The 19,099-nt window shown below is 37.3% G+C and carries 27 protein-coding genes and 1 pseudogene; 1 reads left to right on the top strand and 27 read right to left on the bottom strand.

The features are described from left to right. Positions 1-265: 265 nt before the first annotated feature. The 24 genes and pseudogenes from DLM76_RS21265 to DLM76_RS21115 form a co-directional block, all read right to left on the bottom strand. The gene (locus DLM76_RS21265; protein WP_118957212.1) at positions 266-553 is read right to left on the bottom strand and encodes a HigA family addiction module antitoxin; all 288 of its coding nucleotides are present in this window, start codon (positions 551-553) and stop codon (positions 266-268) included. 11 nt (positions 554-564) lie between these two features. Next, positions 565-843, bottom strand: a complete 279-nt coding sequence (locus tag DLM76_RS21260) for a type II toxin-antitoxin system RelE/ParE family toxin (RefSeq protein WP_118966525.1) — start codon at positions 841-843, stop codon at positions 565-567. Between the two features lie 258 nt (positions 844-1,101). Beyond that, positions 1,102-1,917 carry a hypothetical protein gene (locus tag DLM76_RS21255; RefSeq protein WP_118966524.1) on the bottom strand — a complete coding sequence of 272 codons (816 nt, stop codon included), beginning with the start codon at positions 1,915-1,917 and terminating at the stop codon, positions 1,102-1,104. A 245-nt stretch (positions 1,918-2,162) separates the two neighbouring features. Further along, positions 2,163-2,504 carry a type II toxin-antitoxin system PemK/MazF family toxin gene (locus DLM76_RS21245; RefSeq protein ID WP_118966523.1) on the bottom strand — a complete coding sequence of 114 codons (342 nt, stop codon included), beginning with the start codon at positions 2,502-2,504 and terminating at the stop codon, positions 2,163-2,165. Then, a complete protein-coding gene (locus tag DLM76_RS21240; protein WP_118966522.1) occupies positions 2,491-2,739 on the bottom strand; it encodes a ribbon-helix-helix domain-containing protein in 249 nt (82 codons plus the stop codon). Before DLM76_RS21240 ends, DLM76_RS21245 begins: the two co-directional genes overlap by 14 nt. 334 nt (positions 2,740-3,073) lie before the next feature. Beyond that, positions 3,074-3,640, bottom strand: coding sequence for a hypothetical protein (locus DLM76_RS21230; protein WP_118966521.1), 567 nt, complete (start codon positions 3,638-3,640; stop codon positions 3,074-3,076). A gap of 497 nt (positions 3,641-4,137) precedes the next feature. Continuing rightward, positions 4,138-4,536, bottom strand: a complete 399-nt coding sequence (vapC, locus tag DLM76_RS21225; protein WP_118966520.1) for a type II toxin-antitoxin system tRNA(fMet)-specific endonuclease VapC — start codon at positions 4,534-4,536, stop codon at positions 4,138-4,140. After that, positions 4,533-4,763 (bottom strand): ribbon-helix-helix domain-containing protein, encoded by a 231-nt coding sequence (locus tag DLM76_RS21220; protein WP_118966519.1) that lies wholly within the window; start codon positions 4,761-4,763, stop codon positions 4,533-4,535. Before DLM76_RS21220 ends, vapC begins: the two co-directional genes overlap by 4 nt. 306 nt (positions 4,764-5,069) lie before the next feature. Further along, positions 5,070-5,573: a hypothetical protein gene (locus DLM76_RS21215; RefSeq protein WP_118966518.1), complete on the bottom strand. Its 504-nt coding sequence runs from the start codon at positions 5,571-5,573 to the stop codon at positions 5,070-5,072. Between the two features lie 235 nt (positions 5,574-5,808). Beyond that, a complete protein-coding gene (locus DLM76_RS21205; RefSeq protein WP_118966517.1) occupies positions 5,809-6,081 on the bottom strand; it encodes a type II toxin-antitoxin system YafQ family toxin in 273 nt (90 codons plus the stop codon). Further along, the gene (locus tag DLM76_RS21200) at positions 6,078-6,338 is read right to left on the bottom strand and encodes a type II toxin-antitoxin system RelB/DinJ family antitoxin (protein ID WP_118966516.1); all 261 of its coding nucleotides are present in this window, start codon (positions 6,336-6,338) and stop codon (positions 6,078-6,080) included. Before DLM76_RS21200 ends, DLM76_RS21205 begins: the two co-directional genes overlap by 4 nt. A 119-nt stretch (positions 6,339-6,457) precedes the next feature. Further along, positions 6,458-6,637, bottom strand: a pseudogene (locus DLM76_RS22095) (hypothetical protein); the annotation flags it as partial. A 27-nt stretch (positions 6,638-6,664) separates the two neighbouring features. Then, positions 6,665-7,057, bottom strand: a complete 393-nt coding sequence (locus tag DLM76_RS21190) for a type II toxin-antitoxin system death-on-curing family toxin (protein ID WP_118957199.1) — start codon at positions 7,055-7,057, stop codon at positions 6,665-6,667. Beyond that, positions 7,054-7,266, bottom strand: a complete 213-nt coding sequence (locus DLM76_RS21185) for an AbrB/MazE/SpoVT family DNA-binding domain-containing protein (RefSeq protein ID WP_118957200.1) — start codon at positions 7,264-7,266, stop codon at positions 7,054-7,056. Before DLM76_RS21185 ends, DLM76_RS21190 begins: the two co-directional genes overlap by 4 nt. A 334-nt stretch (positions 7,267-7,600) precedes the next feature. Beyond that, positions 7,601-7,864 (bottom strand): toxin-antitoxin system HicB family antitoxin, encoded by a 264-nt coding sequence (locus tag DLM76_RS21175; RefSeq protein ID WP_118957206.1) that lies wholly within the window; start codon positions 7,862-7,864, stop codon positions 7,601-7,603. Continuing rightward, positions 7,848-8,294, bottom strand: a complete 447-nt coding sequence (locus DLM76_RS21170) for a putative toxin-antitoxin system toxin component, PIN family (protein ID WP_118966515.1) — start codon at positions 8,292-8,294, stop codon at positions 7,848-7,850. Before DLM76_RS21170 ends, DLM76_RS21175 begins: the two co-directional genes overlap by 17 nt. Positions 8,295-8,562: 268 nt before the next feature. Then, complete coding sequence (locus tag DLM76_RS21165; RefSeq protein WP_118966514.1) at positions 8,563-9,486, bottom strand: M28 family peptidase; 924 nt, start codon at positions 9,484-9,486, stop codon at positions 8,563-8,565. A gap of 210 nt (positions 9,487-9,696) precedes the next feature. Beyond that, positions 9,697-10,698: an AbiTii domain-containing protein gene (locus DLM76_RS21620; protein ID WP_158586413.1), complete on the bottom strand. Its 1,002-nt coding sequence runs from the start codon at positions 10,696-10,698 to the stop codon at positions 9,697-9,699. 240 nt (positions 10,699-10,938) lie between these two features. Then, positions 10,939-11,268 (bottom strand): helix-turn-helix domain-containing protein, encoded by a 330-nt coding sequence (locus DLM76_RS21145; protein ID WP_118966513.1) that lies wholly within the window; start codon positions 11,266-11,268, stop codon positions 10,939-10,941. Next, positions 11,252-11,617, bottom strand: a complete 366-nt coding sequence (locus tag DLM76_RS21140; RefSeq protein WP_118966512.1) for a type II toxin-antitoxin system RelE/ParE family toxin — start codon at positions 11,615-11,617, stop codon at positions 11,252-11,254. Before DLM76_RS21140 ends, DLM76_RS21145 begins: the two co-directional genes overlap by 17 nt. A gap of 328 nt (positions 11,618-11,945) precedes the next feature. Beyond that, the gene (locus DLM76_RS21130) at positions 11,946-12,620 is read right to left on the bottom strand and encodes a potassium channel family protein (protein ID WP_118966510.1); all 675 of its coding nucleotides are present in this window, start codon (positions 12,618-12,620) and stop codon (positions 11,946-11,948) included. A gap of 230 nt (positions 12,621-12,850) precedes the next feature. Then, positions 12,851-13,069, bottom strand: coding sequence for a hypothetical protein (locus DLM76_RS21125; RefSeq protein WP_118966509.1), 219 nt, complete (start codon positions 13,067-13,069; stop codon positions 12,851-12,853). A gap of 2 nt (positions 13,070-13,071) precedes the next feature. Next, positions 13,072-13,671 carry a mobilome CxxCx(11)CxxC protein gene (locus DLM76_RS21120; RefSeq protein ID WP_118966508.1) on the bottom strand — a complete coding sequence of 200 codons (600 nt, stop codon included), beginning with the start codon at positions 13,669-13,671 and terminating at the stop codon, positions 13,072-13,074. Between the two features lie 310 nt (positions 13,672-13,981). Continuing rightward, the gene (locus tag DLM76_RS21115) at positions 13,982-14,395 is read right to left on the bottom strand and encodes a transcriptional regulator (protein ID WP_061234476.1); all 414 of its coding nucleotides are present in this window, start codon (positions 14,393-14,395) and stop codon (positions 13,982-13,984) included. Between the two features lie 71 nt (positions 14,396-14,466). On the opposite strand from DLM76_RS21115, the gene DLM76_RS22035 reads away from it, so the two are divergent. Next, positions 14,467-14,811 (top strand): helix-turn-helix domain-containing protein, encoded by a 345-nt coding sequence (locus DLM76_RS22035; RefSeq protein WP_241548334.1) that lies wholly within the window; start codon positions 14,467-14,469, stop codon positions 14,809-14,811. A 162-nt stretch (positions 14,812-14,973) separates the two neighbouring features. Here the strand turns inward: DLM76_RS22035 and DLM76_RS21105 are convergent, their stop codons facing one another. From DLM76_RS21105 to DLM76_RS21085, 3 genes are all read right to left on the bottom strand, one after another. Then, a complete protein-coding gene (locus tag DLM76_RS21105) occupies positions 14,974-16,956 on the bottom strand; it encodes a DUF4365 domain-containing protein (RefSeq protein WP_118966507.1) in 1,983 nt (660 codons plus the stop codon). Between the two features lie 285 nt (positions 16,957-17,241). Continuing rightward, a complete protein-coding gene (locus tag DLM76_RS21095) occupies positions 17,242-17,985 on the bottom strand; it encodes a hypothetical protein (RefSeq protein WP_118966506.1) in 744 nt (247 codons plus the stop codon). A 225-nt stretch (positions 17,986-18,210) separates the two neighbouring features. Continuing rightward, positions 18,211-18,987, bottom strand: a complete 777-nt coding sequence (locus tag DLM76_RS21085; RefSeq protein ID WP_118966505.1) for a hypothetical protein — start codon at positions 18,985-18,987, stop codon at positions 18,211-18,213. Positions 18,988-19,099: the final 112 nt, after the last annotated feature.

The raw sequence follows: 19,099 nt of genomic DNA, 5'->3' as shown, positions 1-19,099 counted from the left end.
TCATTTGTCGAGTGAATTTTGTCAGAGAATGAAAGCTTTGCGGGACTGTCGCCTAACGAAAGAGTCTCCTCGACGTTTGCGGTTCTGGAGCGCGCTAAACGCGCGAAAGAATTGGCACGAGGTTTGAGTGAGCCTTAGCGAACGTCCCGCAAACCGAGTGACAAAGCAAATGTGGCTTTAGCCCGAAGTGAGGGGCGCATGAGCGATCCCGAACGGAGCGAGGAGACGAAGTTAGGCGATCGGTTTGGCTGTATTAAAATGATGCCTAAGCAGAGATTGGGAATTTAATCACGTTCTTAGGCTTATCTTGTAAAGCATTCCATAAATCTAATTTAGTCTGCATGTTAAGCCAACTTTCAGGAGAAGTATTCGTCGCCAATGCAATTCTAATCGCAGTTTCAGGAGTAATTGAACTTTTGGCATTAACGATTTCTGAAAGTGTTTTACGAGATATTCCTAAGTCTTTTGCCGCTTCTGTAATAGTCAGACCCAATGGTTTGATTACATCTTCTAATAAAACTTCACCAGGATGCGTAGGCTTTCTTTTATTCATAATTGCTACTCTTAATGATAATCTTCGTAATCGACTAATATTGCGTTTTCACCTTCAAACTCGAATGTAACACGCCAATTTCCATTTACCCAAACTGACCAACGATCTTGTTCTTTCCCTTTAAGCTGATGCAATTTAAATGAAGGTAAATCCATATCCTTTGGATTTAATGAAGCGTCTAATCTATCTAAAATTCTACCTAACTTTCCTGCGTGATCCGGTTGAATTCCTTTCTTACTGCCGGTTTCAAAATGCTGTTCTAAACCTTTATGTTTAAATGAAATTATCAATAACCTATTGTAACCCAATGGGTTACAATGTCAAGTAAATTAATGATTAAGAGCTAAATTTGCCAAACTGTCGCCTAACGAAAGAGTCTCCTCGACGTTGCGTCTCCGAGCGCTTGTGCGCGAAGGAGTTGACACGAGGTTCGAGCGAGCCTTAGCGAGCGACTCGCGAACCGAAGTGGCAAAGCAATGTGCGAAGCCGGAGTGAGGGTCGCATTAGCGATCCCGAACGGAGCGAGGAGACGAAGTTAGACGCCGTTTTTATGATTTAAATAAATCAGTTATACCAGTAATTGCAGTTCCCCAAAATGAATGAGGTTCCTTAGATTTTCTTTTTAATTTATTTAATATTTTTTCAAGTTTAATTTTTATTGGAATTTGTTCTGATTTTAGCTTACTATATTCATCAAATTCTTCAAATGCTTTAGATAATTCTGAAAGCAATAAATATATTGATTTTGATTTTACATCTTCCGGGCATATAGAATACCAAATATGCGATCCATTATTATTAAAATCGATTTGTAACCACAATGATTTATCTTCATTAAAAGAATTATAATGATCCAAAAAATTTGGCATTAGTATATTTCTTAAATCTATGCTTATGTATCTATATTTTTCATTTTTCCTGCTATAGTAGTGGTAGGGTTCTTTAATTAAGCCATTTATTAAATATTTACTTAATATCTCAGGTAATTGATTGTTTACTATTTCAATAAAAATAAAGATATTTGATCCTAAATTTAAAGCTAATTTTTCTGTTAATTTTAATTTTGCTATTAATCTATCATCTAAATCTAAAATTGAACCATCAATTATCATATTTCTTAAAGGCGTCCCTGAATATGATCCAGTGCGAGTATCAATAGGTTTGAATGAATTCCAGCGTAATAATATACCTTTATTAAGTGAGTTATATATATCTTCAAAGTAAACAAATAAGTTTTTATATTTTTCTTTTAAAGTGGATCGATCAACTTGATTTTTTCCTGCTCTTAAACCAAATATAAATGTTAATATTGCGACCGTAATCCCAACGATTATGTTAGTAATTATCAATTTCAATTCAATCATAATGTATTTTATCGATTATATTCAAGATTCTTATTTGTTATAATAAAAATGGCGTCTAACGAAAGAGTCTCCTCGACGTTGCGGTCCCGAAGCGCCTGTGCGCGAGGGATTGGCACGAGGTTCGAGTGAGCCTTAGCGAACGTCTTGCGAACCGAAGTGGCAAAGCAATGTGGCTTTAGCCCGGAGTGAGGGTCGCATTAGCGATCCCGAACGGAGTGAGGAGACGAAGTTAGACGACGTGCCCTTTAATCTAAGCCTGTAACCAGCTTAAGCCCTACTTCAACTTCATCTAGTTTATTCGATTTGAGTTTTCCAGCTTTGTTAAGAAATCTTTCTTTGTCTAAAGTCACAATTTGAGAGACATTTACGACTGAGTCCTTTGATAAATTCGAATCTTTCTTACTAATTAAAACATTACCTGGTGCTTCAGATAGATTTAAATTCGATGTAATCGCAATCGAAACTATAGTATTAATATTACTTTGATTAAAAGAATCATCTTGAATTATGAGAACCGGACGTTTAAATCCAGGTTCACTTCCAAAGGGAATTCCTAAATCTACCCACCAAATTTCACCACGAATCATTTTTTAAGCTCTTGCGAAGTGATTCTATGGATAAATCAGTAATATTATTTTTGGTTTCTTTAGATTTACTGCTGTAGACTTTATTTAACTTCTCAGTTATGGATTCTTTACTATGAGATTTGATGAATTCTTCTAATGCTTTTGCAAATAACTGACTCCGAGGAATACCAAGCTTTTTAGCCGTCTTTTCAGCAGTTTTAAATAACTCGTCAGGAATTGAAATAGCTGTTTTCATATCATTGGTATAACCTTGGTCATACCAATGTCAACTTAAAATGAACTGATTTTATCGCAAAATTACAAAATAAATTATCAAGCTATCATTTACCTTACCCTTCAAGATCAAGCTGAGTTTAGGGCATGTCGTCTAACGAAAGAGTCTCCTCGACGTTGCGTTCCCGAAGCGCATATGCGCAAGGGATTGGCACGAGGTTCGAGTGAGCCTTAGCGAACGCCTCGCGAACCGAAGTGACAAAGCAATGTGGCTTTAGCCCGAAGTGAGGGTCGCATGAGCGATCCCGAACGAAGCGAGGAGACGAAGTTAGACGCAGTCGTCACATCAGTCAGCGTTAAATTAAAGCAGAAGAAAGTGCCAATTTAGAATATTCCTCAACTAAAAAGAATATATGTGAAAAAGAGAATATATCAAATTTAGAGTTGACTCTAGCATAGTATAAAGATCTTAGAACATGAATTTCATAATTGTCGTGTGAACATTTAGGAAATTTAAAACCATTTTTGAGTGAGTCAATAAGCTCTTGATCTTTATCCCGTTTAGCTTGTTCAATAATAAACGAATAAACAATCGATAAACCGCAATGCCATGCAAAAACTTCGTTTGGCATGAATTCGACTTTCGCAAATCGTAGTTCATAGGGTGTTTGAGATTGGGCACCGCGAATAGGGAGAATTTTTAAGATCGAATAGACTACAGTAGATGCAATTTTATGCCGATCAATTCGTCCTTCCGGATCGACCATATAATTATGGATTTTCTTTCTTGTTTCTTCGTATACCTTAAAAATATCATCTTTAGCAGAATCATTAACTTTAAGGTTGGGATACTTTGAAGAAAGGCCAGCGGCTTTTGGGGAAAATGAGATTTCCCAAAGTTGATCGAACTTTTCTGAGGTCACAAATACTAACTACCCTATAGTATTAGGGCAATATAATGGTTCCACATCTTCTATTGATATATCTTCATTTGAAAATGAAATAAATTTATCAAACTCTTCTGAAGAAACGATCTCAGAAAGGTTGTCAGAAAGATCCTTTTCGGGGTTCATTTCAGGACTCATATATTTTACCAACTTTCAATCTATCTTGGATTGTGCAATAATTGATTTTCGCATATTTATAATAAAGAGACATAATTGTCAACCTTTTTAAACGATCGCAGAACTATACTCCTGAGTAGTTTGACGATTGCGTCTAACGAAAGAGTCTCCTCGACGTTGCGTCCGCGAACGCCTGAGCGTGAAGCGGTTGTCACTTCAGTTCGAGGCGCATTAGCGCCGGCTCGCGAACCGAGGTGACAAAGCAATGTGGCTTTAGCCCGAAGCGAGGGTCGCATTAGCGATCCCGAACGGAGCGAGGAGATGAAGTTAGGCGAAGTAATCGCTTTGGCTCAAGATTAAACCCAATTTTCTACTTTTAAATTTGGAATCCTTTTGAACTCTTTTTCATTATTAGTAATTAAAATTCCATTTGAGCTTAGAACAACTGAAGCAATTAGCAAATCATTTGGGCCAATAGGAATCCCTTGAATTTCTAAATCACTACGGACCTCAGCATAAATTTCTGATTCTATATCATTAAATCCGATAATTTCGAATGGATCCAAAAAACTTAATACAACTTCCCTATTCTTTTTTTTATCGTTACTTTTAAATGCACCTAAAAGCAATTCGGCTTTAACAACCGAAGGTATTTTAATGCGGTTCGGATTTAGCTTTCTAATATTCTTTTCTATATTTTCACTTTTACCTTTCAAAAAATAAATACAGATATTCGTATCGAGAAAGTAATTCACAATTCCTCTCTTTTCGTATCATCAGTGAATTTTAATTTTTTAGGCTCGGAAAACGAGTCATCTTTAAGCGAACCAAAAAGATTAAAATAATCTTCAGGCCATTTCTTATCTAGGGAACTTTGTATTTTTACTCTAACCCATTGTGAAATGGAAATCTTTTCTTTCTTAGCAGCAGTTTCGATCTTTTTTAACGTATCTTGATCGAGATATAATGAGACTTGAGGCATATAACTAAATCCTCCAAAAGACAAGTATATTGGCAAGTATACCCTTTGTCAAGACAGTAAAGATACAAAATAATGAGTTTAAATTTCCTTTTTAAGAATAACTTTGCGATTATTTCGCATAACGAAATAGGCTTCTCGACGTTGCGTCTCCGAGCGCCTGTGCGCGAAGGAGTTGACGCGAGACTTGAGTGAGCATTAGCGAACGTCTTGCAAGTCGAAGCGACAAAGCAATGTGCCGAAGGCCAAGCGAGGGTCGCTTGCGATCCCGATGCGCCGCGAGAAGCCGCAGTTAGGCGACGTTCAGCCTCACTTACTATAAGCAAATGCTCGAACCGAACAACGTGATCCTCCGCCAAATAAAGAAACCTCGTCAAACGTTATAATTACATTGGAAGTTTGTTGAGGGCTCATATAAATCATTTCAGACTTAGTCCATTTATCTTGTCCTTGATAGCCATCGGCTTCAATCACTACATTCCCCGAACCACCCACATTTCGAACATTAGCGACCACGCGCATGCTATATTCAAGATTTCCTAAGTTTGTCGAATTATCATCGCAACTAAAACTTACAATTCTAGGTTCCGCTGGCACTATTTTATCAGTAATGGAATTTAAATATCCACTGTAATGAAGATAGGCGATAGTGGCAACCGCTCCCAATAATATTAATCCTATATTCTTCATAGGTTCAAAAAGTAAAACAAATCCTTTTAATAAATATTCAATAATGATTAAAGCGCCCTGCGCTACTCGATTAAGAAATTTACGAGATTTTATCGTTACTTTAATTTTTTCGATTAATTTCATATATTTGTATAGTTTAATTGCTGAATGTTCGCCTAACGAAAGAGTCTCCTCGACGTTGCGGCCGCAAGCGCTTGTGCGCGACGCGGTTGGCACAAGGTTCGAGGCGCCTTAGCGCCGTCTCGCGAACCGAAGTGGCAAAGCAATGTGGCTTTAGCCCGGAGCGAAGGTTGCATTAGCAATCCTGAGCGGAGTGAGGAGACGAAGTTAAGCGACGTGCCGCTTTGCTAAAATAAAATTAATCGAATAAATCCGAATGCGTTCCAGTTCTTTCAAATATGATTAAATTGCCTTCTACCTTGTAGATCAAAAGCCAATCAGGTTCAATATGACATTCACGTCGATTCTTATAATTCCCAGTTAACTTATGGTCTTTGTGCTTTGAACTTAATGAAATACCATCAATCAGTAGCGACATGATTCCTTTGAGTTTCTCTAAGTCCTTTTTGCGTTTCTTCTGTAACTTAATATCTTTATTAAATTGAGTTGTAAAGCCAGGAATAAATTTCATATTTCCAGCTTCGTAAATAATTCCTCTTTAGATTTAAAAGACTTTATGCCTTTCTTTTTATCCGTTGCCTCAAACGTTTTTTGCGTCACTTTATTCGGTATTTTAACTGGAAAAGGTAATCCTTTGCTAAGTTTAATTTGATGATAAAAAATATTGATAGCTTCTGAAGCAGAGATACCTAAATGGTCGAGTATATTTTCTACGTCCTTTTTTAAGTTACCTTCGACTCTTGCCCGAATCATTGCTGTTTTTGCCATGATAATTACCCTTTAATTTGATTGTTCCCCAATTGAGATACATTGTCAAGCGTTACTTTGCTTTAAAAATACTCAAACGAAATGATTTTAATCATCTGATAAATCCGCGGCATGTTCGCTTAACGAAAGAGTCTCCTCGACGTTGCGGCCGCGAGCGCCTGTGCGCGATGCGGTTGACACGAGGTTCGAGCGACCTTAGTCGCGTCCCGCGAACCGAAGTGGCAAAGCAATGTGGCTTTAGCCCGGAGCGAAGGTTGCATTAGCAATCCTGAGCGGAGCGAGGAGATGAAGTTAGGCGCTGAAGCCCCTCCTCTATTAGAACTGAATTAAAGTTTTAGTTTTTCTAAAATCTTTACAATGCTTTCTAATGAAACAGTTCCGTCAGCAACTCCGATCGTGAGTTCGTACAACGAATCTTCTTGATCTTCTATTTCAACGCCATTTAAATCTAGAAAAATCAGAGCTGATGCAAGGGCTACACGTTTATTGCCATCGATAAAAGCGTGATTTTTACAAAGGTAAAATAAATATGCAGCCGCCTTTTGTATTAAACCAATATGAAACTCTTGATTATCAAATCCGGAAAGGGGCTGAGAAATTGCCGATTCAAGAAGATTTTTATCTCTTATCCCGTAAGAGCCACCGTATTCTTCTATTTGGTTCTTATGAATATAAAGAATTTCTTCGTAAGATAAATATCTAATCGAACTCAAATTCATTCAGCAAGTCGTTTAAGTGTCTTGCCGTGTTTCTTATTTATTTTTCCAAGACTTGTTTCTAATTTTCTATCGATAGGTGTAATAATTAAACTTTTACCATCCGTGCTAATATCCAAAGAAGTATCGGAAGTAATATGTAAAAGCTCAAGAATTGGTTTTTCTATAATTAATGCAGAACTGTTACCGTGTTGAATTAGCTTTTTGACCATGTTTTAACTCGTTACAACATAGTATATACAATAGTGTTACCTAAGTCAACCCTTATTTTGGTTACTAATTAAAGTCTTTTCTCTTATTGTAATTTTGTGTTCAAAAATATTTTTGGGGCTTTTGCGTCTAACGAAAGAGTCTCCTCGACGTTGCGTCTCCGAAGCGCATATGCGCGAGGAGTTGGCACGAGGTTTGAGCGAACCTTAGTGAGCGTCTCGCAAACCGAAGTGACAAAGCAATGTGGCTTTAGCCCGAAGTGAGGGGCGCATTAGCGATCCCGAACGCAGTGAGGAGACGAAGTTAGCCGACGTGCCCCATAAAGGGAATTAGATATTATAACTTATCCCAAGCAGGAACTTTGCCATCACTATTGATCTCAGAAAGAACATTTCTAAAATCCGCAAAAATTTGTTTCTTAGTTTTACCTTTGTAATATTTTTCAAAATATTGAGAAGTTTCAAGATCTTGAATTTCTTTAGTAAATGCATATAACGCTAACTGATTTATTGAAACGCCCTGCTCTTCAGCCACTTTTTCAATTTTATGCTTCAATTCAGAAGGAATTCTAATAGTTAATACGCTAGCTTTTGTTTTCATAATTCTCCCTCCAATAGTTCATAAAATTCGACGGTGTTATAACTTTCAAATCCTGAAATTTTAAATCGTTATCTATTAAATAATCTTTTACGTTACTAGTAATTAAATAATCCGCGTTACAGGCTATCGTAAGTTCGACAAAATGGTTATCATCTTCATCACGTAAATTTGGACGAAAGGCAAAATAAATCGTTTGCGGATAACTTACATAAGCAATAAATCCCAATATCTTTTTTATTTGTTTATCAGTAATGCCTAAATCTACTTTCGAAGTTCGCCTATTTAATACTTCTTCATATTCTTTAAATACCGGTATCGATAATCCTAACTTAATCTTCTGAGCAAAAACTAATTCCAAAATTGCTCGCGAAGCACCTTTTTCTGCTCTTAACGCTTGATAAAGGACGTTAGTATCTAAGACGACTTTCAATATTTAGATGGTAGCATATATACTATCATTTGTCAATCGCTAATTTAGCCTTTTTGGGCAAGATTTGGGGCATGTTCGGCTAACGAAAGAGTCTCCTCGACGTTGCGGCCGCAAGCGCTTACGCGCGACGCGGTTGGCACGAGGTTCGAGGCGCCTTAGCGCCGTCCCGCGAACCGAAGTGGCAAAGCAATGTGGCTTTAGCCCGGAGCGAAGGTTGCATTAGCAATCCTGAGCGGAGTGAGGAGACGAAGTTAGCCGACGTTTTCGATTATTCCAAATTCATTAAGAACAATACAAGTCCATCAATCACAAACTTAATTTTATCAAACTGCAAAGTGTTAATTGTGTCTGAACTTTTGTGATAATTCTTGTTCCTTAAGAATGCAGTATCGGTAATCATAATTGCGCTAAAACCAAATTTCCAGTAGTTTAGGTGATCAGAAAAATCAATCCCAGGCACCGAAATGTCAGTGGAAAAATATTCAAAAGGAATTTTGTTTTCTTTTTTGAAGGTGTCAGCCATTTCCTCTAAAAGCTTTTCTTCCCTTGATTTTCCTATTCCAGCAATAAAATTTCCTTTTGACGGATATTTTAATCCCATTAGAAAGTTAGGATATTTCTGGGAATTCTTTTCATCACTGAAATAACCAATCATTTCTAAGCTTATCATAAATTTCACTTTCTCTTTTTTGTCAGATAAGGATTTAGCATGAACGTAGCTTCCCATAATCTCCGTTCTAAAATATGGAGGCTCTTCCAGTGTAAAGGCTACTAATTCAAAATTGTATTTTAATTTATTTTCATTCTGTTTTAAGATTCTAGCAATTTCCAATAATCCCGCTACGCCTGAAGCGTTATCATCGGCGCCTTGTTGCTCACCTGCAACATCGTAGTGAGCGCCGATTATTATTTTTTCGGAATTTTTAGGACCTACCGAAGCGAGTATATTGTGATATTCTGTTCCATTAACTTTATATGATTGTCTTTTAGATTCTATTTTATTTAAAGCGAATTGACTCTCAATATAATACATTGAATTTCGCAGATTCTTTTCAGAGTAAAAGTTACGAAAATCACCGCCTTTAATTATATTTTCTATATGATTTTCAATGATTTCAACTTTTGAGTTACGGTTTTCAGCGTAACCCGGAACAGAAATTAGTAAAAGTATTAGTGCATAAATTTGTTTCATATTATTATCTGAAAATGTCGGCTAACGAAAGAGTCTCCTCGACGTTGCGGCCGCAAGCGCTTGTGCGCGACGCGGTTGGCACAAGGTTCGAGGCGCCTTAGCGCCGTCTCGCGAACCGAAGTGGCAAAGCAATGTGCGGAGCCGGAGTGAGAGTTTGCAGAGCAAATCTCGAACGAAGCGAGGAGACGAAGTTATGCGCCGGTGATTAGCCTAAAGACTCAGGATATCTCCTAATAGAAAAAAAGTATGTATAACATAACGATCTGCTTCTTCCTTTAAAATAATAGAATGAGAACCTTTTTGTGAGGCTTGAAAAACGCTATCTAATCTATTCCCGATATAACTAAGATCACTACCAATTAATTCCTGGAATCGTTCTGATGAAGACTTTTGATTGATATATTCAATTAATCGATTTATATAATTGTCTTTTCCAAGCTTTATAATTTTTTCTTTTCCGTTTACCAGTATACTTTTATCGGAAGTTACTGGAAACAAGACATCCGCAAGGCCTTGAAGTAACCTTCTACAACTATGCACTGCGTTCGCCCAATCTTCAGGGTTTTCAGATGAGAGGTTATCATAGATTGAAGTAAATTTTGGTAATTCTTCCGGTATTAGAGTTTCAATTTTAGTTTTGAAAGTTTTACTATATCTATCGAATATATTCTCTGTGATTTCGGAATATTTTAATTCGTAGTATTTTCCTATAATATACTGGTAAATAAAATTTCTGCGTTGAGATAGTTTCCCAGTAATATCTCGAATATTTTCGATTCTCTGATTTCTTTCTAATCTATTTCCCACGGGAAAAGACACATATTGTTTTGGATTCGCGGAGGCTACCGAAACGTCCGGATCTCGAGCTGCTTCAATTCCCTTTTTATATGCATCTAGTAAATTCTCTAATTCTTCTATAGAATTACCGTAACCATATTCTTGCTCTTCTTTTGTGGTTGGATTTTTTCGAAAATAGTTTCGTCCCGCTATTTTTATTAAATTCCAAGTTTCTTGCGAAAAGCCAGACGGCTGTACTGGGTAACCTGATGCCTCAAAGCTTAAAACTTTTTGACTTTCAAAATCTTCGAGAAGTCGAGCAACCCTGCTCGCTTTAAGGGCAATATTAGTTAAAGGGATGCGCGTCAGTTCAACGTCCGCGAGAATATCCTCACATAAAATTAATATTTCAGCTTTTATTTCTGTTGAATTCATAATTTAATCACTGGCGCATAACGAAAGAGTCTCCTCGACGTTGCGTCCCTGAAGCGCTTTTGCGCGAAGGGTTGGCACGAGGTTCGAGGCGCCTTAGCGCCGGCTCGCGAACCGAAGTGACAAAGCAATGTGTCGAAGACCGGAGTGAGGGGCGCATTAGCGATCCCGAACGGAGTGAGGAGACGAAGTTAGGCGACGTTTTTGCCGTTGCGCTAACCAGTTAAGCCAAGGATGGCGTTGTTAATTTTTAATCCCTAAAATATTCAATGCCTTCGAATTATTTTTAAGAATGAATAACATTCTTTGAGCTGGACCCTGTGGAATGTTTTTTCCCGATTCCCAAGCCTCGATTGTTTTAGTAGAAACACCTAACGCTTGAGCAAAAGTATTTTGAGTAAGGTGTAAGTTAGTTCTAATATTTCGAATTTCCTTACCTTTAAACGTTGGTAATTTCTGAATTTCAATAATCTGTGCTTTTACACCTTGAACTTTTTTACCTTTAGTGTATTCAATTGCTTCGTTAAGTCCTTTAGAAAGACTATTAAATAACTTACTACTTTCTTTTTTCATGTCGCGCTCTCTTTGATTGAATCGCTTCTTTTAAAGAAGTTACTAAATCTGATAATATCGTTAGTTCTTTCTTAGAAATATTTTCCTTGTCATTCTTTTCAAGAAGTGTTATTAGGAATAATACTGAGAATTCCTCAATATCTAAGTAAAAGACTCGAATTCCCCCGCTTTTACCTATTCCTTTCTTTTTCCATCGTATCTTTCTGATTCCATTAGAACCTTTAATAACTGGACCATACTTCGGATTTTCTAATAGAAACTCTTGAAGTTCTTTTAACTCTTCATCAGCAAGTCCAGCTTTCTTCCAAAATAGATCGAAATCTGGAAGGTGAATGAATATTCTTTTCAATAAATCAATTATCCCTATTTAATAGGGTGTTGTCAATCTTAAACCGTTACAAAATTTTGCTTTTAATCGCCGCATGGACGCGGCGAAAGAAACCTGAAAAGCCCTGGCAAAAATGTTCGCCTAACGAAAGAGTCTCCTCGACGTTGCGTTCCCGAGGCGCTTGTGCGCGAGGGATTGGCGCAAGGCTTGAGCGACCTTAGTCGCGTCTCGCAAGCCGAAGCGACAAAGCAATGTGCGGAGCCGGAGTGAGGGTCGCATTAGCGATCCCGAACGAAGCGAGGAGACGAAGTTAGGCGTCCGTTGTCGCTTATTAAACGTATGGTGCGATTTACTGATTACTTTCAGCATTTGATTTCGATGAAACAAACCAAGAAGCGACGAATCCAGTAAAAGTTCCGAAAAGACCTACTCCAGTTGTCATTAAAATCGCAGCTATTAACCTACCCTCAGTTGTAACAGGAAATTTATCTCCGTAACCAACGGTTGTGATTGTTGTATAAGACCACCAAAGAGCATCTTCTGCCGTCTTGATATTACTATTTGCATTATCTTCTACCTGAAGAATCGCAATCGAAGAAAAGATAATTATTATAAAAGCGATTAAAGCAACGGAAGAAAATGCCCCTTGCGCTTTGTTCCTAAAAATAAAATGGATCAGATTTTTCGAAGATCGTAGTGCTCGAAGAATTCGTAAAAGTCGAATTAAACGAAATAGTCGCCCTGCTCTAAAATAATCTAAAGTCGGAATACTAGAAAGTAAATCGATCCATCCCCATTTTAAGTAAGAAAGTTTATTTTCCGCAGTGAAGAACTTGTAAGAAAAATCGAAGATAAAGAAGACACAGATTAGATTATCGATAAAGTTTAATAATCTTTCCAATTCTGAATCTAACTTAAGAAAAGAACTTAGCAATAGTGCACTTAAAACGTAAACTGATAAGACAACCGTCGCCAGATCGATAATTGCAAAAGGAAACTGCCTTTGCATTTCTTCTTTTTCCATCTAATATTCTTTTAAAATATATTGCGACAATGACGCCTAACGAAAGAGTCTCCTCGACGTTGCGTTCCCGAAGCGCCTATGCGCGAGGGATTGGCACAAGGTTCGAGGCGCATTAGCGCCGTCTCGCGAACCGAAGTGGCAAAGCAATGTGTCGAAGACCGGAGTGAGAGTTTGCGGAGCAAATCTCGAACGAAGCGAGGAGCCGAAGTTAGGCGACGTGCTTTACTGTTTTACTTTCCACAAACTGGACATTTAGAACTTACAGGAGAAGAGCCGAACGTTTTTGCTTTAGCCAAGTATTCTCCTGGAGAAGAACCAAAGAATATCGATTCCTTAAACTCTTGTTTCGATTTTTCACTTAAAACTTCCAAAATTACTTCCCATACCTCAACTTGATCCTCTTGGGATAAAGTGCTCATCCAGTTTCCAAATTTCATTCCAGCATTCATTTTTATTCCTCATTTTTGGGTTTATTTCCGCAAACATTACAACACTTTTCACTATATAAGAATGGAACGGGTGGAGAGTTGCAATAAGGACAAGGGCCCTCATTAAATTCTTTTAACGCCATTCTATATGCGAACTGATTTTCAGCCTCGCTATTATCAGCCAAGTTACTTGTATCAACATCTTCTAGATATGCTGACATTTTTAAATACATTTGAGCCAATTCTTCGGAATTCGAATTTAGAATATATCTGGCTTCTTTTGCTTCAAAAACATTACTAGTTAAGCCACGAATATAATTCTCAAGCATGGAGTCAGGTTGAAAAATTGCTTTATAAACTCCGTAAAGAACTGCTGCAACTGTCACAAGAGTTCCAGCTACATCCAGAATTCGGACAAAGCATACGTTTTCAGATAGTCCAATTAATCTAGGAAATGAGTACAACATATAAAGCACAACTGGAAGAGATATAATTAAATAATCGAATATACTTCTCTCTTTTCGAATCTTTTTTATCCTCTCAGAATAACAGATCTTAGTGGCTAAAGCATTGATCGACAGATCTCTTAGTCTTTTCTTAGTTTCAGACGTAATTTTTCCCATGTGATTCTCTCTCAAAAATTCCTAAGCATGTCGCCTAACGACAAATGATTGTCGACGTTCGCGGTTCTGGAGCGTGCCTAAGCACGCGGAAGAATTGGCGCGAGGCTTGAGCGACATTAGTCGCGTCCCGCAAGCCGAGTGACAAAGCGAATGTGGCGGAGCCCAAGCAAGGGGCGCGAAGCGAACCCGAAGCGCAGCGACAATTTTTAGTTATCTGCTGTGCCGCCGCCCCGAAGCCTAATCGGCGACGCCAAGGACGGCGGAGACGATTAGTGAGTGCCTATAAAATTGCGATTTAAGATGTAAATAATCACTTCTTTTTCGAAAATTCAGAAGCGACATCGGCAATTATTTTTCTTTGTTCAGGAGAAATCTGTAATAGAGTTTTTACGATTTCTTTAAGCCCTTTTGTATTCTTGATTTTACTGAATAAAACTTTATCCTCATCCATCTGAAAAACCGGTCCTTCATCAGATGAAGAATACAAAACAGGTTTAATCGATCTTGAATCATCTAAAAGCCAATCGAGGTTAATCTTATATCTTTCCTTAAAGGAAGTTAAGAATGTTTGAGACAAAGATTCTACTCTACCCTGAATGATATTATTTAATCCTGCTGGAGTAATATTTAACTCAGGAGCGGCTTCCTTTTGACTTTCGCCGTGATCTTGAAGAACTGCTTGTACCTTCTTTCCGACTAATTTTTCAGTTTTCTTTGAGGTCATTAAAAATACACTAATAAAATATTTATATTGACATTAATTCACTTTTGGTGTATCAATGTATTTAGCAATACATGGGCGTTAAATTAGTATCCGGACCGTACCCTCATTCGGAAAGCAGAAAAAGACGCTTCTGGTGGCCTTTCCGCGCCCAAAATCCATCCTCCGAGCAAACTAAAGCGAGTTTTGCGAGTGAAATATCGAAGGAAGAACAGAAGGCTTTCTTTGATCGACTGAGAACAGCGAGGATTGAAGCTAATTTAACCCAGACTCAAGTTGCAAAGAAACTTGGAAGACATCAAAGTTACATTTCACAGATGGAATCAGGCCAACGTCGATTATTGATCGAAGACTTTTATATTTTATTCAGACTTTATAATAAACCTCCTGAATATTTCTATTCCGTATTTTCTGAGTAAAAGCTTTGTCGATTTAGGTGACGTCGCCCGAGTAAAATCTGCGAAGCAGTTTTAACGAGGGCAAAAAAGAACGAACGGTTAGTTTTGGCGTCCCGATCGCAACGCGTTCGGGTGTCACGGTTCTTACCAGTCCGCGGTGCAAGAACCGTGACAAGTAAAACTTTAAAGACAAACGTGAGAATGTTGTTCCTTTAATTGATTAAGAAGAGCGTCTTTATTAGAACTTTCCTTCGTTTCATATCTGCAGCTTTTACAGATAATAATAAAACGGGATGGCTCAGAATACAAAGTCTTAAGTTGTTTAGTATGTTCAAGATTCGTTAGGATATCAAAATATTTTTCGTCAACATTTTCTTTTAAATATTTCAATGTCTCAATTTCATTAATTATATTTCTTTTCCTTTCCTCAGGCAACGCTAAAGAATTAATCATATGATCAGCAAAATTATTTTTCTCTTCTTCAGAAATTTCCAAAATAGTCTTATTAGGAATAGCTTTTATTTCTTGAAGTGCCTTAAGGGAAATCGGCTCATATGAGACTTTATCTAAGACTGACTCCAATTTGCTCATTATTGTCCTTATCCTTTCAACATGATCCTTTGAAATTTCTTTATTAAATAAATAAACGTAAGACTCGTTAATCTCAAGTGCTGAGGAAAGCGACTCATAAGCATGCTGTAAATAATTAGAGGCATTATAGGTATTAAATGCGATTATTGCCAATTTGAAATGATATAAATATAAATTTTCTGCCTGAGAGCTTTTCAACACTGAAAGCATTGCAGGCTCTGAATAATGCATATTAATGGACTGCATCATTCTTGTATAAAAAAAGTAAGATAGCTTCGAATAAGCATTCGCTTTGAGAATTTCATTGCCCTTTACTATATCTAAATCAAGTAGCTTATTCACTATAAGCTGCGGGATTATAAAGAAATCGATCATTTTCAAAGCGTGACTAGTTCTTTCGGGAAGAACCACCTCCGCTTGCAATTTGCTTTTAATTTTATACTCTGTTAAATTTTTTAAATAATGATGTATTGATATTTCATGAGCAATTGATGCAACTTCCAATAGGTTATTAACTTCCCCGTCGCTTAGATCTTCTTTATCTTTAAGATACTTATCAACCACATCGAATAGTCTAGCAATATAGCGATCCTCTTTATTATAATCTAAATCTTCACTATACTCGCAAGAAATTATTTTAACCTCTATTAACATTTGATTCTGTGCGTTAGAGGCAGTTCCCTTTATTTCTTTCAATTTCAGAAGATAATCCGAAGAGGAAATATCTCCTTTAAAATATTCAATAGAAATCTTAGAAATATTTAATGCATCCAATTCTGATTCTGTGTACTGATTTCGATACTTCTCAGCCTTATTGTAAAAGAAAAGTGCGTCATGAAGAGAGCCCGTTTCAGAATATACAAGAGCGGCGAGCAATACCAAGGTAGGACTACCAGTAATGGAACTTAGTGAAAGTTCCTTCAATTTTCCGACAAGAAAAGAGTAATCTCCTTTGTTATAAAATATATAACCGAATTTTTCCAATATTCCTTCGATACTTAATTTTTCTCTTGCTTCAAATTGAGGAATACCGAAGTTCCGCGAAGTTTGAGAATACATTTCATCCGTATTTTCAAACCTTCTTTTCATTTTAGAATAGACTAAATTAATTTCTGAGCTGTTTAATTGATTAGTTACAGGGATATAGAATGTTACATCATTTTGATTCTTCCAGCTTTCGTCTTTATGACGATTCATAACTATCTCATATATATTCTCTATATAATCGTAATATAGCAGATTTGTTTTATCATCAAAGAGCAAAATCATTCCAAAACCCGGCTTTCTACGAGTTAAATAGCCCAATCTTGATGTAGCTATTGAATACTTTACATATACTGTTTCATGTATCTCAATAGTTTCAATTTCCTGAAAACTTTTGATTTGAATTGCGAACTTAAATCCAGAAGCTTTGCTATTAATCATCAATTCAACGTCTAAATCCACTCCAAAATCTGGTGTTTCTTCTCTTGCTATAAAGTTATTTTTCTGTGAAAAAAAAGATCTAGCACATAAAACAGACTGCTCACTGGCTTTAGAATAAATGTCTATCGATGGATTGTCATTAAATGCCATATTGATGATTTTCTACTGTCCCACCTTAGAGTTGAGAAGTTAGTTTTAAAGCCAGCCAAGGACGGCTGGCATCTTAATGAGGGGCGCGGCATTGCAGATAACGAAAGAGTCTCCTCGACGTTGCGGCCGCAAGCGCTTTTGCGCGCAGCGGTTGGCACGAGGTTCGAGCGAGCCTTAGCGAGCGACTCGCGAACCGAAGTGGCAAAGCAATGTGGCTTTAGCCCGGAGTGAGGGTTGCGATAGCAATCCCGAACGGAGTGAGGAGACGAAGTTAGGCGCTGCGCGTTACTTTAACAAACCGACTACTTTATCAAAAGCTTCCGGCAAAGCTGCCACAGTATTCGTTGCCAAGGTATAAATAGCGTTTACATCTTTGACAAGATCTATTATTTTTTTATAGGCTGAGTTTTTAGCTTCCGATTCGGAAGCATTCGCGACTGTCAACTTTTTTCTTATTATCATGCCAAAGCTTATTTCAACACCTTCCTTAAAGCTTTCAACACCATTAATGACATATTCCGAAAGTGAATTTTGAATTATTGAAAGTAATTCTAAGAGAAATTCTTTATCACTTGTTTCTAAATCCGATTTTGAAATTTCTTCAGCAAGCTCACTGATTTTTCCGAATATGCCTTCCAGTTTTTCATCGGGTACTATTTTTTCATTTAAATTATTACTATTCAAAATATCAGATATTATAGATAAATTATCTATTATCCCTTGAGGAAACATGGTTTTTACAGTAGAGGCGGCATGTATTGTTGTTAAATTGAATAATGACTCTCTTACTTTTCTAATATTTGAGAGATACAAATCTTTTCTATTTAAGTTAGATAGATTATTTATATTGTTATCAATTTTATACGTCAGTGCTATAAGCTTGGCTGGAACCATTGCGATCTTATCAAGTGCATCTGGGTTAATTCTAAACTCTTGTGCCCACACACTCTTCATTTTGACATCATCAGAATACACTTGAAAACGAATTAAGCTATCAACTAACCGTTGAGCATTATTTGTTGTAGTCATACTATTTCTCCATTATTTTAGCGTTGCGCCTAACGAAAGAGTCTCCTCGACGTTGCGTTCCCGAAGCGCCTATGCGCAAGGGATTGGCACGAGGTTCGAGTGAGCCTTAGCGAACGCCTCGCGAACCGAAGTGACAAAGCAATGTGGCTTTAGCCCGAAGTGAGGGGCGCATGAGCGATCCCGAACGGAGTGAGGAGACGAAGTTAGACGAAGCGACGAATTTATTCAGAAGCTGATGAAATTTCCGTATACCCAACCGTAGGTCGTCGTGACTCTCCCATAGCAACCTAAACTAGTAGATACAAAATACCAATAATTATTCCACTTTTCGATATTGTGCATATTTTCAGTTCTCGCAATTATCTCCACAGCAAATCCTTTCGGTAGCTTGATTTGCTTTGAAATATCTGATTCATTTTTAAGATCTTTTAATCTGTCTTCCATACATTCTTCCGAGGACAACTGGTTAAAGGCGTAAAACTTAGAATTGATATTTGCTTTTTCTCTAAAGAAAACATCTGAATTTATAGTTCCAACTATTCTTTTTGTAGACACTACTTTCTCACCATAGATTTCGTATTTATAATCTGGTGGGTTAATGGAATTCGGATTATAAAAGTTTATTGTTTTTACGCTTTTGGATTTTCCTTCACAAGCAATATACTGTTTTGGAAGATAATCATGCTCTTTAAACTTTAGGAGGCATTTATACTCGCGCCCTTTAAGCCGAGAATCAGAAGAATTATTAAACTTAAATGCCAACGTATTGTTTTCTATGGTATACTTGACTTCGCCCGAAATCACTGGTTCCGATTCTTCATGAAATAATAGCGTTCCATTTTTATTAAACTTTATTGTATCTCCATTCAAATTATTCCATTCGTCAACTGCCAGTAACTGTTGGTTTAGATTGTTTGCAATTTCCTGTGCAATTAGACTAATGCTTGAAAAAAGCATAAGCGCATGGAGCAAAATTTTTATTTTAGTCTTTTTTATTAACATTCAATTTCCTATAAAAATATATTCCGTCGTTTCGTCTAACGAAAGAGTCTCCTCGACGTTGCGGCCGCAAGCGCTTTTGCGCGAGGCGGTTGGCACGAGGTTCGAGTGAGCC

The sequence above is a fragment of the Leptospira yasudae genome (assembly GCF_003545925.1).
GTDB lineage: Bacteria > Spirochaetota > Leptospiria > Leptospirales > Leptospiraceae > Leptospira > Leptospira yasudae.
The sequence above is the reverse complement of the archived record's forward strand: the minus strand, read 5'-3'. Positions and strand labels throughout refer to the sequence as shown.

What these genes read in the sequence shown, in the direction of transcription:
- DLM76_RS21265 (WP_118957212.1), bottom strand. Translation starts at nt 553, where the DNA reads ATGAATAAAAGAAAGCCTACGCATCCTGGTGAAGTTTTATTAGAAGAT.
- DLM76_RS21145 (WP_118966513.1), bottom strand. Translation starts at nt 11,268, where the DNA reads ATGAAAAAAGAAAGTAGTAAGTTATTTAATAGTCTTTCTAAAGGACTT.
- DLM76_RS21165 (WP_118966514.1), bottom strand. Translation starts at nt 9,486, where the DNA reads ATGAAACAAATTTATGCACTAATACTTTTACTAATTTCTGTTCCGGGT.
- DLM76_RS21205 (WP_118966517.1), bottom strand. Translation starts at nt 6,081, where the DNA reads ATGAAATTTATTCCTGGCTTTACAACTCAATTTAATAAAGATATTAAG.
- DLM76_RS21175 (WP_118957206.1), bottom strand. Translation starts at nt 7,864, where the DNA reads ATGAAAACAAAAGCTAGCGTATTAACTATTAGAATTCCTTCTGAATTG.
- DLM76_RS21130 (WP_118966510.1), bottom strand. Translation starts at nt 12,620, where the DNA reads ATGGAAAAAGAAGAAATGCAAAGGCAGTTTCCTTTTGCAATTATCGAT.
- DLM76_RS21255 (WP_118966524.1), bottom strand. Translation starts at nt 1,917, where the DNA reads ATGATTGAATTGAAATTGATAATTACTAACATAATCGTTGGGATTACG.
- DLM76_RS22035 (WP_241548334.1), top strand. Translation starts at nt 14,467, where the DNA reads ATGGGCGTTAAATTAGTATCCGGACCGTACCCTCATTCGGAAAGCAGA.
- DLM76_RS21115 (WP_061234476.1), bottom strand. Translation starts at nt 14,395, where the DNA reads ATGACCTCAAAGAAAACTGAAAAATTAGTCGGAAAGAAGGTACAAGCA.
- DLM76_RS21085 (WP_118966505.1), bottom strand. Translation starts at nt 18,987, where the DNA reads ATGTTAATAAAAAAGACTAAAATAAAAATTTTGCTCCATGCGCTTATG.
- DLM76_RS21215 (WP_118966518.1), bottom strand. Translation starts at nt 5,573, where the DNA reads ATGAAATTAATCGAAAAAATTAAAGTAACGATAAAATCTCGTAAATTT.
- DLM76_RS21200 (WP_118966516.1), bottom strand. Translation starts at nt 6,338, where the DNA reads ATGGCAAAAACAGCAATGATTCGGGCAAGAGTCGAAGGTAACTTAAAA.
- DLM76_RS21620 (WP_158586413.1), bottom strand. Translation starts at nt 10,698, where the DNA reads ATGAATTCAACAGAAATAAAAGCTGAAATATTAATTTTATGTGAGGAT.
- DLM76_RS21220 (WP_118966519.1), bottom strand. Translation starts at nt 4,763, where the DNA reads ATGCCTCAAGTCTCATTATATCTCGATCAAGATACGTTAAAAAAGATC.
- DLM76_RS21190 (WP_118957199.1), bottom strand. Translation starts at nt 7,057, where the DNA reads ATGAATTTGAGTTCGATTAGATATTTATCTTACGAAGAAATTCTTTAT.
- DLM76_RS21240 (WP_118966522.1), bottom strand. Translation starts at nt 2,739, where the DNA reads ATGAAAACAGCTATTTCAATTCCTGACGAGTTATTTAAAACTGCTGAA.
- DLM76_RS21105 (WP_118966507.1), bottom strand. Translation starts at nt 16,956, where the DNA reads ATGGCATTTAATGACAATCCATCGATAGACATTTATTCTAAAGCCAGT.
- DLM76_RS21120 (WP_118966508.1), bottom strand. Translation starts at nt 13,671, where the DNA reads ATGGGAAAAATTACGTCTGAAACTAAGAAAAGACTAAGAGATCTGTCG.
- DLM76_RS21095 (WP_118966506.1), bottom strand. Translation starts at nt 17,985, where the DNA reads ATGACTACAACAAATAATGCTCAACGGTTAGTTGATAGCTTAATTCGT.
- DLM76_RS21125 (WP_118966509.1), bottom strand. Translation starts at nt 13,069, where the DNA reads ATGAATGCTGGAATGAAATTTGGAAACTGGATGAGCACTTTATCCCAA.
- DLM76_RS21185 (WP_118957200.1), bottom strand. Translation starts at nt 7,266, where the DNA reads ATGGTCAAAAAGCTAATTCAACACGGTAACAGTTCTGCATTAATTATA.
- DLM76_RS21245 (WP_118966523.1), bottom strand. Translation starts at nt 2,504, where the DNA reads ATGATTCGTGGTGAAATTTGGTGGGTAGATTTAGGAATTCCCTTTGGA.